Annotated in this window: 12 protein-coding genes; 2 read left to right on the top strand and 10 right to left on the bottom strand. The window is 37.8% G+C overall.

Annotation, left to right across the window (positions count from 1 at the left end; genetic code table 11):
- The first annotated feature begins 129 nt into the window (after positions 1 to 129).
- Positions 130 to 360: an RNA polymerase epsilon subunit gene (locus RU86_RS03180; protein ID WP_096814024.1), complete on the top strand. Its 231-nt coding sequence runs from the start codon at positions 130 to 132 to the stop codon at positions 358 to 360.
- Between the two features lie 79 nt (positions 361 to 439).
- The gene (gene rnjA / locus RU86_RS03185; protein WP_096814025.1) at positions 440 to 2,137 is read left to right on the top strand and encodes a ribonuclease J1; all 1,698 of its coding nucleotides are present in this window, start codon (positions 440 to 442) and stop codon (positions 2,135 to 2,137) included.
- Positions 2,138 to 2,180: 43 nt separating this feature from the next.
- Here the strand turns inward: rnjA and add are convergent, their stop codons facing one another.
- The 10 genes from add to RU86_RS03240 form a co-directional block, all read right to left on the bottom strand.
- Positions 2,181 to 3,188, bottom strand: a complete 1,008-nt coding sequence (gene add / locus RU86_RS03190) for an adenosine deaminase (RefSeq protein ID WP_096814026.1) — start codon at positions 3,186 to 3,188, stop codon at positions 2,181 to 2,183.
- A 65-nt stretch (positions 3,189 to 3,253) separates the two neighbouring features.
- On the bottom strand, positions 3,254 to 4,072 hold the full coding sequence (locus tag RU86_RS03195; RefSeq protein ID WP_096814027.1) for a DNA/RNA non-specific endonuclease: 819 nt from the start codon (positions 4,070 to 4,072) through the stop codon (positions 3,254 to 3,256).
- Between the two features lie 3 nt (positions 4,073 to 4,075).
- A complete protein-coding gene (locus RU86_RS03200) occupies positions 4,076 to 4,531 on the bottom strand; it encodes a SprT family protein (RefSeq protein ID WP_096814028.1) in 456 nt (151 codons plus the stop codon).
- A complete protein-coding gene (locus RU86_RS03205; RefSeq protein WP_096814029.1) occupies positions 4,521 to 6,677 on the bottom strand; it encodes a Tex family protein in 2,157 nt (718 codons plus the stop codon). Before RU86_RS03205 ends, RU86_RS03200 begins: the two co-directional genes overlap by 11 nt.
- A 171-nt stretch (positions 6,678 to 6,848) precedes the next feature.
- Positions 6,849 to 8,978, bottom strand: coding sequence for a peptidase domain-containing ABC transporter (locus tag RU86_RS03210; protein ID WP_096814030.1), 2,130 nt, complete (start codon positions 8,976 to 8,978; stop codon positions 6,849 to 6,851).
- 15 nt (positions 8,979 to 8,993) lie between these two features.
- Positions 8,994 to 10,157, bottom strand: coding sequence for an ABC transporter permease (locus RU86_RS03215; protein WP_096814031.1), 1,164 nt, complete (start codon positions 10,155 to 10,157; stop codon positions 8,994 to 8,996).
- The gene (locus RU86_RS03220) at positions 10,157 to 11,026 is read right to left on the bottom strand and encodes an ABC transporter ATP-binding protein (RefSeq protein ID WP_096814032.1); all 870 of its coding nucleotides are present in this window, start codon (positions 11,024 to 11,026) and stop codon (positions 10,157 to 10,159) included. The genes RU86_RS03215 and RU86_RS03220 overlap by 1 nt, the downstream gene beginning before the upstream one ends.
- A 118-nt stretch (positions 11,027 to 11,144) precedes the next feature.
- Entirely contained in the window at positions 11,145 to 11,315 is a 171-nt protein-coding gene (locus RU86_RS12005) for a hypothetical protein (protein ID WP_162542438.1), read from the bottom strand.
- Positions 11,316 to 12,358: 1,043 nt separating this feature from the next.
- A complete protein-coding gene (locus RU86_RS03235) occupies positions 12,359 to 14,977 on the bottom strand; it encodes a C47 family peptidase (RefSeq protein ID WP_096814034.1) in 2,619 nt (872 codons plus the stop codon).
- Entirely contained in the window at positions 14,974 to 15,405 is a 432-nt protein-coding gene (locus tag RU86_RS03240; protein WP_179296186.1) for a hypothetical protein, read from the bottom strand. Before RU86_RS03240 ends, RU86_RS03235 begins: the two co-directional genes overlap by 4 nt.
- Positions 15,406 to 15,655 lie beyond the last annotated feature (250 nt).

Consider the following 15,655-nt stretch of genomic DNA (forward strand, 5'->3'; position numbering starts at 1 on the left):
GTCTGCATTTCCAATTTGTGCTTGTTGAGTATATTACCATTTTATGATAAAATATAAGTAATTGCAATAATGCGACCTGTATTAGAGGTGCACCTGTAAACTAATTACCTTATAAAATGGAGAAAAAACATGTTATTTAAAGTCTTTTATCAAGAAACAAAAAAACGTAGCCCTAAACGCGAAACAACACATTCACTATACCTAGAATTGGACACAACAGACGTCCGTAGTGGTGTCATCCAAGCACGCGAAATCATGCGTGACAACACTGATTTTCATGTTGAATTCATTGATGCGATCAGTGATGAACAAGCTGAATACGAAAAAGAAGCAGCACATTTTTCAATTACAACCTTTTAAGCAACCTTACAACTTGTGAGCGTCATCACAGGTTTTTTAATAAACTCAAATAAGCATAATAATTATAGAAAAGAGACTTATGAGCGATAATAGCTACACCAATTTAGCCATAAACCCCGATGAAGTGGCAGTTTTTGCCATTGGTGGACTGGGAGAAATTGGTAAGAACACCTATGGTGTTGAATATCAAGATGAGATTATCATCGTTGATGCTGGGATCAAATTCCCGGAAGATGATTTACTAGGTGTTGACTATGTCATTCCTGACTATAGTTACATCGTTGAAAACCAGGACCGAATTAAGGGTGTTTTCATCACCCATGGTCACGAAGACCATATTGGTGGGATTCCTTTCTTACTCAAACAGGCTAATGTCCCGATTTACGCAGGACCTTTGTCACTGGCTTTGATTCGCGGTAAACTTGAAGAACACGGTCTGTTACGGGATGCCAAATTATTTGAAATCCAACCAGACGATGTCATTACGTTCAAACACTTGAAACTCTCGTTCTTCCGGACCACTCACTCGATACCTGAACCGATCGCCATGGTCGTTGATACCCCACAAGGTAAGATCGTTGCGACTGGTGACTTTAAATTTGACTTTACCCCTGTTGGTGAACCTGCCGATCTACATCGTATGGCAGCACTTGGTGATGAGGGCGTGTTACTGTTACTTTCGGATTCAACAAATGCTGAAATCCCGACTTTTTCTCATTCAGAAAAAATTGTCGGCGCATCTATCCAAAAAATATTTGAACGTATCGAAGGCCGGATTATCTTTGCCTCATTCGCATCAAATATCTTCCGCCTCCAACAAGCCGTTGAAGCTGCCGTAAAAACTGGCCGTAAAATCGTTGTCTTTGGTCGCTCTATGGAAAAAGCAATCGTTAATGGGATTGAACTTGGCTATATCAAAGCGCCAAAAGATACTTTCATCGAGCCTGGAGAAGTTAACCAATTCCAACCACATGAATTATTGATCATGTGTACGGGGTCTCAAGGTGAACCGATGGCCGCACTTAGCCGTATCTCTAATGGCATGCACCGTTTTGTTACCCTTCAAATGGGTGATACTGTCGTCTTCTCCTCTAATGCGATCCCTGGTAATACACATGGTGTTAACCAACTGATCAACCGCATTTCAGAAGCAGGCGCTAAAGTTATCTACGGTAAGATGAACAACGTCCATACGTCTGGTCATGGTGGACAACAAGAACAAAAACTCATGCTTCGTTTGATCAAACCTAAGTATTTCATGCCTGTTCATGGTGAATACCGCATGTTGAAAATCCATTCTGGTCTTGCACAAGATACTGGTGTACTTAAGGAAAACTGTTTCATCTTTGAAAATGGTGATGTCCTTGCCCTCACTGCCGACTCTGCACGCCCTGCCGGTCATTTCAATGCCCAGGATACTTATGTAGATGGAAATGGCATCGGAGATATCGGTAACGCTGTCTTACGTGATCGCCATGAACTTTCAGAAGATGGTGTCGTACTTGCTGTTGCTACAGTCGACTTCAAGAGCAAGATGATCCTTGCCGGTCCTGACATGCTCAGCCGTGGCTTTATCTACATGCGTGAATCTGGTGATTTGATTCGCTCAGGCCAACGCGTCTTGTTTAATGCCATTCGCAAAGCAATGAATGCTGAAAATGCAAATGAAGCAAGTGTCTCACGTGCCATGACAGAAGCAATCAAACCCTTCTTCTACCGCGAATTAGAGCGTGAACCCATCATCATCCCGATGATTTTAACACCTGATAAGAAATAATCAAAAAGAGAATCCTAAATATTCAGGATTCTCTTTTTTTTAGTCACAGCATAAACTCATCTGCCAAGTCAGCACGTTGTTGCGGTGACATGAAGCTTGCTTCAAAAGCATAGCGGGCCACTTGTCGAAAGACTGCTTCATCAAAGCCAAACCAGTCGGCAAGTTTCACATACTCGTCTGTCAGTGTGGTATCAGATACAGTTCGATTATCTGTATTGATGGTTACCCTAACACCTGCATCAAATAAGGTCTTAAAGGGATAGTTTTCAGCTTTATCTATCGCTTTTGTTTGAATGTTTGATGTTGGTGCCATTTCTAGAGTAATTTTTTTATCAATCAGCTCAGCCCATTTGTCAGGCATATCTTTGATGGCAACGCCATGACCGATACGTGTTGCGCCTAACTCGATCGCATCCATTACATTTTGGGCACACCCACATTCACCAGCATGCAGTGTCAAAGGAATATGACGTGACGTGACAACTTCAAGTACTGAAGCAAAGTCTGAAACGTAGCCATCTGCTTCTCCACCAGCCAGATCAAACCCCGCAAGATGCGTTAACTCACCTTTTGAAAATAGGTCAACCACTGTCATAACTGTCGCAACAGATTCATGCCGCATACCGCAAAGTAACGCATTAGATTTGACAGAAAAATCGGCTTCTCCTTTTGCCAACCCTTTTGTTACTGCCACAACGACTTGCTCTAGACTAAGTCCCCCTGCAGTATGGAGCGTTGGTGCAAAGCGGACTTCGATATAGCGAACATGATCTGCCTTTGCCTGCGAAATCAAGTCATAGGCTGCAAGCTCTAGTGCCTCTTGTGTTTGTAACATCGGTAATACAAAATCAAATGGCGCCAAATAATCCAACAGACTTTCTGCATTTTCTGGTGCTGTTATTTTAAGACGTAATGCCTCATCTGACTCTGGCATACTAATCCCAGCTTTTTCAGCTAAGACGCGGATCGTTGCCATCGAAATCGAGCCATCTAGGTGGCAATGCAATTCTATCTTAGGGAGTTGATTTAATTCAGTACGCGATAAGCACATTTGTCTAACCTCACTTGTTTTCTTAATTAATTGCTGTTTTAAACGCTCTTCATATATGATAAACTTTAATTCAGCTTTTGACCGACACCTGTCGTGTAGTCGATCTTATAATTGGGCTGAATATTAAACACGTAAACATTGATATCACACGCTTTACCGGCATCTTCGACAGACTTTGCCATCATGTGCATGCCACGTGGTAATAACTCATTATCTTGATAGATTGGCGTAACTTGGTAGCGGACATGCAACTTATCCCGATACAAGACATCAGAAATCTTGGTTTCTAATTCCTGCATGCCAGGTGAATTCATGGCCCGAGTACCAGTTACCAAATTTTTTGGACTGCCAACATCACCAGAAAACATCCAAGCGATGAGATGGCTCCGATTATATAAGGTCAGAGGTGTGTTATTAAACAAGATATCCTGATTATTTGAGCGCCCCTTATAATACCAGCCAACGGGATTATTTGGAATCCTGGGTCGCTTCATTTTTTTAATCTTCATATACTGTGTATAACTGAGACGGGCATTAGCCTGATTTGCTCTATTTAGCTGATCCAGTTTTGAAAAGGTAATCCAATAGTCTGATTGGCTATTCTGCTTGAGGTCTGCTTCAGTAAAAGTTGCACGACCACCATTTATCTCAGTATAGTATTTTCCAGACCCATTCCAGTTTAAGGTTAGGAATTCAGCAGCATCAGTTGCCGTGATGCGTTTCTCTTGTCGTACTGGCTGTTCATGCGTCGATTGTGATACAAAGTAATAGGTACCAAACCCAACCGCTACGATGAGAACAGCAATGAGTTGTTGGGTTTTCGTTAAGCCTTTAAAAACTTTTTCTGTTGCCTTAATCAATTTTTTCTCATCTGATTTTTTCAAGGATTACCCCTCCTTTCCCTTAACAAATTGTAACGGTTTGCCACATTTACCACACCGATATTTTTTAAGATCAATTTTTCTACGTCTCTGATAAACCTGTTTGCAGCTCATACACTGATAGACGAGGAAGGGCGTATCAGGTAAGGCGGGTGCAAATCTTAAGCCACCTACTTGTGCAAGTAAGCCCTTAAAATCTGCATCCCTATGGCGATAGCCCTTACCTGCTCTATACAGATGGTAATGCACCAGCTCATGCTGCACAATCTGCCGAAAGACATCCTCAGAAAAGGCATCATACATCTTTTCATTAAAATCTAGATGGAGGTCTTTGGGAAAGAAACGCCCACCTGTAGACCGCAAGCGACCATTAAATCTAGCCTCATGCTCAAACGGTTTAGCAAAATCAACCAGAGAAATCCATCTAACAAAGGCTAATAAGGCATCATTTTTACTTGTCATCAGCTTTAGCTTGTGGTGGTAACTCAATCATCGATAGACCAACTTTACCACCTCGGCTTTGATCTATCTGATAGACCCAAACGGTTACGATCTGGCCAACAGCTACGACACTAGATGGATCTTTGATGAATTTTTTAGACATACGAGAGACGTGGACTAAACCATCTTCTTTGATCCCAATATCAACAAAGGCACCAAAATCAACAACATTTCTGACAACGCCTTCTAATTTTTGACCCACACGTAAATCTTTAACAGATAAGACGTCAGATCGTAAAATCGGTGCATCAAATTCATCACGTAAGTCTCGACCTGGTTTTAACAAATCAGATATGATATCTTTTAATGTTGACTGCCCAACACTTAACTTTTCAGCTAGCTGCTTTAAATCAGCCTTTTTGAGTTTGGCACGCGCTTCATCAGCTAATTCATCGATACCAAGCTCAGTAAACAGTTGTGCAACCACCTGATAAGATTCTGGATGGACACCCGTATGATCAAGTACATTATCACTCGTCGGAATACGTAAGAAACCAGCTGCCTGTTCAAATGCTTTGGCACCCAGACGTGGGACTTTATTAATTTCTTTACGTGAGTTGATCATCCCGTTTGCCTCACGGTAGCTGACGATATTTTTAGCAATCGTTGCATTAAGTCCTGCCACATGAGCAAGTAAGCTGGCACTGGCCGTGTTAACATTAACGCCGACTTGGTTTACCACTGTTTCAACGACAAAATCCAGATTATCTGTTAATTTTTTCTCAGATACATCATGCTGGTACTGACCAACACCGATCGCTTTAGGTTCTATCTTAACTAATTCGGCTAAAGGATCCTGCAAGCGACGGGCGATCGAAATAGCCGAGCGTTTCTCGACAGTCAAGTCGGGGAACTCTTCACGTGCGATCGGACTTGCTGAATAAACTGACGCCCCACTCTCTGAGACAATCACGTACTTGGCAGATAAGTGATGCGCTTTAATGACATCAGACACAAACTGTTCACTCTCACGAGATGCCGTCCCATTACCTATGGCAATCATCTCTACTTCATAAGTCATAACGAGTTTTGCCAGCTCAACTTTAGCCTGCTCAATCTGTTTAGTAGAAGCCGGTTTAACGGGATAAATCACAGTAGTCATCAACATCTTGCCTGTTTTATCGACAATGGCGATTTTAGCACCTGTCCTAAAGGCAGGGTCAAATCCTAGAATAACCTTACCTTTTAAAGGCGCAACAAGAAGCAAGTTGCGTAGGTTCTTACCAAAAGTTTCAATCGCGCCATCTTCTGCACGTTCTTTGAGTTCTGCACGTACATTTCTTTCCATGGCTGGCACGATTTTTGACTTGAGTGCGTCATGAATGGCAGTTTTTAAATGGGTATTTTGTTTAGCATTATAGCGATTCTCAAACATAGCAATCATCTTATCCCAATTATGCTCAAATTTGACCGTCAAGATACCAAGTTTTTCACCTCGGTTAACGGCTAGCACACGATAGTTGGGGATGTCTGATAGGCTATCTGAAAAGTCATAGTACATCTGAAAGACCTGTTTCTCATCCAGACTGCTATCTTTTTCACTGGTCACCAATCGACCATTTTGCTTGAGCTCAGTTAGGACCCAGGCACGCATTTTGACATCCTCAGAAATCGCCTCAGATAAAATATCCAGTGCCCCTGTTATGGCATCAGCAGCCGTCGGCACATCATCGTTTAAAAAAGTCTCAGCTTGACTTGCCACATCGCCATCTTGCATGATCACTTTTGCTAGACCAAATAAACCACGTTCTTTTGCGATCATCGCTTTGGTACGGCGCTTGGTTTTATATGGGAGGTAGTACTCTTCAACCTCTGACAACTTTTCAGCAGCAAGAATCGTTTGCTTCAGGTCATCAGACAGCTTACCTAGATCCTCAATCTTTGCAAGTACGGCTGTCTTACGATCCGTTAACTTGATCACACGATCATGTTCATCAACAATCGCTTTTATCTGTACTTCATCTAACTCACCAGTCACTTCTTTCCGATAACGGGCAATAAAGGGAATCGTATTGCCTTCGGCAGTCAAGTCTAAAACTTGATTGACTTGCTTGGGTGAAATCGTAAGGAGATCAGCTATTTTCTTGATATGTTCATTATTTTCCATTCTCTTATTATACCAAAAAAAGACGCAATGCGCCTTTTGTCCCATACAAGGTTAAGCAATCTAAATGCTTGTGCTAAACCAATCATTATCTTGATTTGTTACCTCTTACTTTCCTCTATCAGACTTTACTCTGGTAACGCTTTAAGATTTATAACTTGCAATTCAGTAGGTTCAGTTACGCTTAAGTGATTCATAAATGCCGTTTTGCGCAACGTTTAGCCGCGTTTCATACTTGTCAAGCAAGTCTAAGTTATGAAATACAGAAATGACGGTCATCTTTTCAATAGTCGTTATAAAATCTATGATTTTTTCCTCGGATGCTTTGTCTATCTTGCTTGTGGCCTCATCAAGGATTAAAATTTCTGGTTTAGTCAATAATGCTCTGACCAATCCTAGTTTTTGTTTCTGTCCACCTGATAAATTTTTCCCATTCTCCAATATATGAAGGGCCAATCCTTGATTGCTCATATCAAAAATCTCAAATACTTGACATAGGGTACCTAACCACTCCTCATCAATATTGGTCATTCCCATCACAATATTATCATATAGGTTTCCCTCAAATGCAAAAGACTCTTGATCAACATACGTCATCTTTTGTCTATATGTTATCAAGTTTTCTTTATTAATTGGTTGCCCACGATAACTCATAACACCTTTATCTGGAAACAATAACGTGGCTAGAAGTTTGATGACGGTCGTTTTGCCACTCCCACTCTTTCCTATTATCCCTACTTTAGCATACTGTTCAATCGTGATATCGATCTGATTCAGGATAACTTGATCTAGATTATAGGAAAAGCTTACACCATTCAAAGCCAAATAGGCATTCCTTATGCCAGCTGATGGAGATACGAAGCTACTAACTCTTTCCAGTTCAGTAGTCGCATACATCACATCTTTTATTCTATCATAGAGCACTTTAGCATCTTGTACATCTTTTTGCATCATCATCAGTTTTTTGGCGGGACTGAAAAAGTAAATCATTAATGAATTAAAGACAATTAACTCACCTAAAGTAATCTGTTTTTTTGTTACAAAGATACTTCCTAAACAAAATATGCCCATCATCCCTACACTCTCAATAAAGCCAACTATTGATTCTGATGTGACAGATAGTTGTATCAGTTTTGAAATATCTAGACATAACCGATCGATAACCGTTGCTAGTTTTGATTTGAACCATGACTGGCTTGAACTCAATTTTATCGTACTAATACCGTCCACAGACTCCCTTAAAAGCGTAATCGTTTTTGCTTGGTTTACCTGTATTGCCTTATTTTTTTCGCTCATCGGTTTGATAAAGGATAAAACAAGACAGCCGTAAACGAGCATAATTAAGATCGTGAGACCATACAAAACAGGGCTGATCAACATTAAAATAATTGAGCTGCCAATAATTGATGAGAGCAGCAAACATAAGTCTAATACCATGATAACGACTTTGTCTAGTAAGTCTGGAACTGACTGAAACCTAGAGATAAGATTACCTGAATCGAATCTATTGAAAAAATCATTGGGAAGGCTAGACAATTTATTATAGAATGCCATCGTTCCTGATCTGCTCATTCTAAAGCTCAATCTAGAAATTGCACTTCCTTGAATGATACTAAAAGTCATCTGAACAGCATACAGAACTGCTAGCAAAATAAAGATTGATGCTACCAGATTGCCTTTTGATGTACTTTGAATGATTGCGTCTACGATGACTTTATACAAATAACTGCCTAAGAATGACATGATTAAAGTCGCTACGGATAAAATAGTGATCCAAACTAAAGATTGTTTTTCATGACGAAATAATGAAAGCATGAAATTGTTAGCTTTCATTTTTCTTATCGTCGCTTTCGAAACACTTCCAGATGACTTTTTAAAATCAGATCTGTTAAAATGAATCAAATTACCAGTCCAGAGTTTATTTAGTTCTGTTATTTTTAATTTTTTTATACCGAATGCAGGATCAAAAACCTTTGCATATTGACTAGTTAAGTTGATCAGCACGAGAAAGTGCCCTACCTGAGGTTTAATTTCAACATGTAAAATCGCTGGTAAAGAAATGGTCTTACTGCCAATACTAGCTGCTAGCTCCTCTAAATCCCCTACTAACCCTTCTCCTCTGATACCATACGTTTCAGCGGTCTTAATGATTGCATAGATACTAGCTCCTGATTTATCAACTCGCATCGTTTCTCTTAACTGGGTAACAGGTATTAACAGACGATGCATGTTAAAGACACTAGCTAGCGCGGCAGCACCACAGTCAGACTGATCATGCTGTAAAATCCCCCTTGTAATGATCAAAGTAACCTCCTAACCTCATGATGCATAATATTTTTTTTGATGTGTGCTCGTGACGACTAGACTCACCACCATAACCAAACATGCTGTGACGCCAATGATTAATAGATTTGCTGTGAAACTATTACGCAAAACCTCCTCGTTATTAGTCATCTTCTGTAAGATGGTATCGACACTAAAATTATTAATTGGTAAGTACTGTTGCACCTTGTTGGGTAAGGTCCCTACAGTAAAAAGTTTATCTAAGCCTTTTGGTATAACAAATATAACTAATGATATGATCATAGATATAAAAGGTGAATTTGTAAAACTGGAGATCAAAATAGCTAGACTACTGATAAATAGGACGTTAAAGAGTTGAATGCCTAGCATGACAAGATAAACTTGTAAGTGGCTAAGTGCGATTGGAAAGGTAAATGTTGCTAGTTCAAAATTTGCCTGAATACTGCCATTCCAGCCATCAAAGCCATAGAATATAAAGAATGACCCCAAAATCAGTAGACTGATGACAAGAAATAAAGTAACCGAAACAAGTCCTACTGCACAAATTTTCGAGGTCGTTAATCGCTTACGACCATGCTTAGTCGCTAACAAGAGTTGATCTATATTTGCGGCACGCTCGCTTGAAAAGATGCCCGAACATGCCACAATGATCGCCATCACAATGGGGAGATACATCATTTCTGTCATCTTGTACAAATCGGACCATCCGTAATAACTTGTTAATTTGATAGGTTTTATATCTTTGTTGATCCCCAAACTACTGATTGGCTTTACTGGTATGTCATCTATCGATACATTTGGATTTTTATTTACTTGATTGGGCAGATTATCTTTAGGATTTAGCACTGCATCAGCTATCCGATAGGAAAAGACATTATTTGGTAGCTCCTCTTGATCTTTATTCTCGTCTTGTTTTAGTGACTTATAAAAAGCTAAATAATCACTCAAAACCTCCTTAATTTTACTATCAGTTAAGTCGCCTTCATACTTTTTAGCAAATTTCTGGTTATACTGGACAGCCGATCGCTTCGACATCTCCTTGGGACCAATCCCCATAGGGGATATGTAGAAGACAGTCCACATGGCCCCTAAAGTGGTTACCAGTAAAGCGAGGCAAACACCTAAAAATAATTTTGTCTTGACTATCTTTTTCAGCTCAAATTTATATAACATATACATTAACTTTCTCCTATATTTGGAAAATAATAAAGATACAAGTCTTCCAGATTAGGTTGCACATGATGGGCACCCTCAATAGGGGAAACACTTGATACAATCCGTAGCATCAGCTGATTATTGACAACTTTTTGATTGCTAATAATGTATGATGCTTTGAGTTTATCAGCAAGGTCTATCTCCACTTCAACTTCCCAAACTTGGTTGTCTATTTTCTCTAATAATAATTGGGGTGTCGCCTGCTCAAGCAGGATGCCCTTTTTAAGAATGAGTATCTCGTCTGCAACTGCATCGATATCACCAATAATATGCGTTGATAAAATAATGATCTTATCTTTGGACAAGGAACTGATCAAGTTACGAAAGCGAATTCTTTCCTTGGGATCTAGACCAACAGTTGGCTCATCCAGAATTAAAACTTTGGGGTCTCCTAAAAGCGCTTGGGCAATGCCTAATCTTTGTTTCATCCCACCAGAGAAAGACTTTATTTTAGCATATTTTACTGTGTCCAGTCCCACCATCTGTAAAAGAGCGTGTCCCTGCTTCTCAAAATCACTTCTACTCATTCCTTTTAAAGTAGCCATATAGGTGATGAATTCATAGCCGGTAAACTCAGGGTAGTAGCTAAAATCTTGAGGTAAATAGCCCAGACAATCGATGAGTTGACTTTGACCACTTGCTATCGCTTCACCATCATAGTGGATATAACCAGAGCTTGGTTTGATCACGCCACAAATCATTTTCATCAGTGTCGTTTTGCCGGCTCCATTCGCACCAAGAAGGCCATAGATACCATTGTTTAAGGTTAAACAGATATCTTCTAGAATGACTTTATCCTGATATTTTTTATAAATATTGTTTAATACTAACAAGTTTCCTCCATACTTAACTAAAAAACTGCATATTGACAGTCATGCAATAGCAGTTTCCTAATCGTCATCACTAACTAGTGACTAGTTTATACGCGCGTTTAGCAGTATTGACAAAAAATTATCTTATTCTTGTTTCACCATAGTGGCCATATCGTGATTCATGCTCATAGGCTCTTTGACTTGCAGTAGCTCTGAATACATGATCAGCACTCTTAAACCGGCACTCCAAACACTCCCAAGATACCCCACCTACAATCTTTTGAGTTTCATTAACTGTTAATTGTTTCATTTTGAATCCTCCTTTTATTTTTAAAGTAAGCGCTTACTTTATGATGTTATTATACAATATCATAATCGGAGTGTCAAGGATAACCTAAAATTTGTTATTTTTTTAATCTAGCAGATGTTAGCTAGCGTCAGTGTGATCCTGATCATACTATCTGATACCTGATAACGTCAAAAAACGGATAACGATAAATCCGCTATCCGTTCGGATTGAAGACAAAGTCACCATGACTTTGTCTTTTTTTATTAAAACGCTGTAAGATGACTACTTACTATAAAAAAAGGATCCTTAAAATATAGATGCCTATCTTTTATTTACGATACTTAATGACTCTGTAAAAATTGAATTACTTGGATTGCCTTATTTCTACTTTAACTATGTTATTGATTCAACGTTTCAGTATAAACTAACTTCTGTATTTTTTCTTCTTAAATTTGCTTAGTACATGGTTGATATCGTTTTGAGTCTAGAATCTAGCTAAAAAATAGGGCTTGTCGATGATTAGACTTAGTAAGAGATAATTATTATCTCTGGCATACTTGACTAATTCTTCAAACTCTTCAGTCTGAGATACACATATTATAAAGTATATCTTTTTATAGTAATGGTATCAGGTATTGGTCACTTCTCCAGCTATTTTTCAGAGGATAGGTTATATTTACATTTTTGCACGTAGATTTGTTATCCAATTTAATAAAATTATAATTAAAATGGATATGCAAAACATATTTATAAAATTTAAACTGATTAACATGATATCTGACATAAAGCCTGGCTGGAAAAACAATAAGTATAGTAATATTAAATAATATATATATCTCAAAAATTTATTCTTAAATATTTTTTTGGTTATTTTTTTGATTATTAAAGGTACTTTATTTTTTATAGTAGATATATTGTACGAAAAAAAGGAAAATGCGACTATCATTATTAAATCTATTAAGATTGCCCAATAGCCAATTCTCAAATATAAAGAATATATAGAACATATTGTCCATAAAGGAAAAAGTATAAAAAGTATTTTTTTCTCCATCTCATTTTCCTTTCTAATTGTATAAACACATAGTGAAATTTATTCGTATTGTTGACTCTGCTTGAAGATAGGTCCCTAAAGAAACTAAAATAGCCGCGGGCCCCACTGATATAAATCCAATACCTAGAACTTTAGCCAAAGTGACGAAGTCTCCACTTTTTATACTGTTAAAATCTTTTTTGTAAAAAATCTTAACTAAAGTTTTTATCGCTGGGCTACCTAATCCAGCTCCGGCAAATCCCAAATAAGAATAATTGATTTGATCTACATCATTTCGAAAATTAACAGCAACATCACTATTAGATGGATTATTCACTGTACGTTTTCCATGTCTGGCTCTTTGAAACGCATGAGCTGATTCTGTTGACATACTATAACCAAACGTATCATTTCCTAAAATAGACCAGGCTGCTGTTTCTCTACCAAACTGACTTACATGCTGTGTCATCACATCTGTCGAACTATTTAGATAAATACTAGTATAGAAAGTGCTACCAATCAACAATGGATTTTTGGCAATTATAGGTTTATTGGCCACTGCCTTCGGATTCCCCATACTTGTAACCGGTTGATTTTCTACTTTTTTATCAAGAGAACCTACGCCATCTTGCCGCCAATTATACCAGCTCCTTGTCCACTTGTAGTCTATTCCTGCCAATCTGAATGTCTTGTTATTAGCAAGGATACAAAAAGTGCTATTCCACCATGGGTTCCATATTTCATAGTAAGGTGACTTACTCGTATCACCATCATTTGGGGTAACATAGCCAACAATAGCTAACGCATGACCATACCCTTCTTCTGGTGTCGTTGCATTAATATTATAAGCGTCCATTTGAATAATTTTACCAGAATCTATTTCTGTTTTGACCTCAGAGAAGCTCAGTGCTCTATCCACAATCGTGACACCAATGTTATAATTATCTTTTATTTTTTTGGCATTATCCTCAATTGTTGTCCCTGAAACTTTTTTTAATTCATCATCAGATAACCCTGGTCTATTTAATTTCATCAATATCTGAGCAGAAGTGACAGGGACATCAGTTGCTTTACGAAATGCATTAACTGCCGCAGCTTCTACATAGGATGAACACCAAGGTTCTTGATTCTGGGTTTCTCTTATGCCAAAATTGTTATTTGTATTATAAGTAGCTGTTTTTACTGGTGCAGTAACATTTGGTGTGGTTGGCTTAAATTGTGGAGATGCATTCTCTGGTTCAGATTTTTGACGGATATTATAGATTGTTAAACTTGGCAAGTATTTTCCAATCTCTCTTGGTATAGAACTATCCATCGTAAAAAACAAGTCATAATTGAAATTCTTGCTTTTAGCTATGTAGGTTTGATAAGCATTTGGACTACTCCAATTTATCGAATACTCAGGACCAGTGAACTCTGATTTAATAATCGAATTCAATCCAGGTGTATAGCCAAAGTTATTATCACTAAATCCGATTCCTATATTACTTGCTTGTTGATATTTGTTTTTTATATCAACAGCTTTATATGTTGTTAAATACAATTTACCTGAACTTGAAATCGTTTTAGTCAACTCTTTTGTCAATTTTCCACTTACAGTATCACAAGAAAAACCTAATGATTTATACCAGCTAACGATTTGCTCTCCGCTCACATCCTTATCTACAGCAATTTTAGCAAATGCTTCTAAATCTTTGACAGTTTTTTTGTTAGCTTTATCAAAGTAGAAGTTGATAAGAGATACTGCTGATAATTTTGTCTCATTACCTTTTTCCGTAATTGGCTGTGACTGCCCTAATTCTTGAACATCTTGGTCAGTAAAGATTGCATTTGTGATGTCATTTCCCGCCTTTGTCAAGTCAACATTAAACACACCATTAGCTCTGTTGCTAACAACTTTGGAACGACTATCCCATGATGGATCTTTTTTAATATCCGTAATAGATTTTATCCACCTAAAATCAGATGAAGCAATCGTCGTATCAGGATTATCATCTTGATTATCGAATTTAAACGGATTCCCTTCAGTCCCATCTTTAACTTCTAGTTCTCCATGATATGCAGTTTTTATAAAAGAAGCATGAAGTCCATCAGTTTTAGTACCAGTTTCAAGATCACTATGGGCATATAAAACGCCAGTTGTTTCTCTTTCTAACCAGTTAGCTACATTTTGGCTTTCGAAAATGGTGACGATAGGACTAGACTTGTCTAGACTTTTTTTAATTTCATCTGTTGTGAGTGCACGATTCACGATACTAGCTGTGTAACCGATAGTGTTTAACCATGATACTGCTTGCTCCGCAGAGACATTCTCACTTTTCATTTGTTCAATTGTATCTTCTGGATACAACCAAGTTAACATATCTGAAGCAGATAGCCATCCGTTATTCACTATATCAGTATTAACAATTGAGACCACAGTAGCTGCTAGAGATTGTGATATTTTTCCGTCTCTGCTATCTCCCGAATTAATAATTTTCCATGTTGGTTTAGCGACCTCCTTAATTTGTTTGAAATCTACTTTAATGTTATCCTCAGCACCAGAAGCATTTTCAGATGTGAAAGCTAGAACTGCTTGACCAGTATATGGAAAAAGAATAAAGATAACACCTATTAATAGAGCAACTTGTATACCTATTTTTCTAATTCTCATTTATCATCCTCTATCTTTTCTGTCGAGTCAGTTAAAACTTTTATGATTTTTCCATCTTTTTCAACATCTTGTATGACTGGATTTTTAATTTTTTTCTCGATATCTATCATATTTTTTTCGTTAGCGGGTTCTAAAGTACCAGCCAAATTAATATATAAACCATTAGAGATGATGTCTTTTTTGAACTCAGCGATGTTTTTCTTTTCTTCTGAAGCAGTTAATGTACTGCCATTCTTTTTATGATCTGAAGCAACTTTATCAGACTCTTTTGTGACTTCCTTTTTATTTGTTTTACTCTCTGACGACTTATTTATTTTTAGCTCTGACTCTTTTGTTTTTTCTTGTATTTGAAACACAAAAAATGTACACAGTCCTAAAAATGAAATGATCATGCTAAGTAAGACCAGTTTAGCTTTCTTTTTCATCATGCCTCCATTAAATTTCCCAACAGCTCTTTTTAGTTGCAACCTTCTTTCTATCAATTTCTAAAAAACATGTGTCCTTATTTCTCAAAAATTGCTTCTGCTAATCACTTTTAAAGTGGCTATACCGTAGTTCATATATGTAGTCATTTTATTTGTATTACCTACCAACGGCTACATATTGAGTTCCCTATTTAAAAAGAAAGCGATTACCTTATGATATTATTGTATATTTTAATTTTAGTCGTGTCAAGAA

The sequence above is a fragment of the Pseudolactococcus piscium genome (assembly GCF_002441695.1).
Classification (GTDB): Bacteria; Bacillota; Bacilli; order Lactobacillales; family Streptococcaceae; genus Pseudolactococcus; species Pseudolactococcus piscium.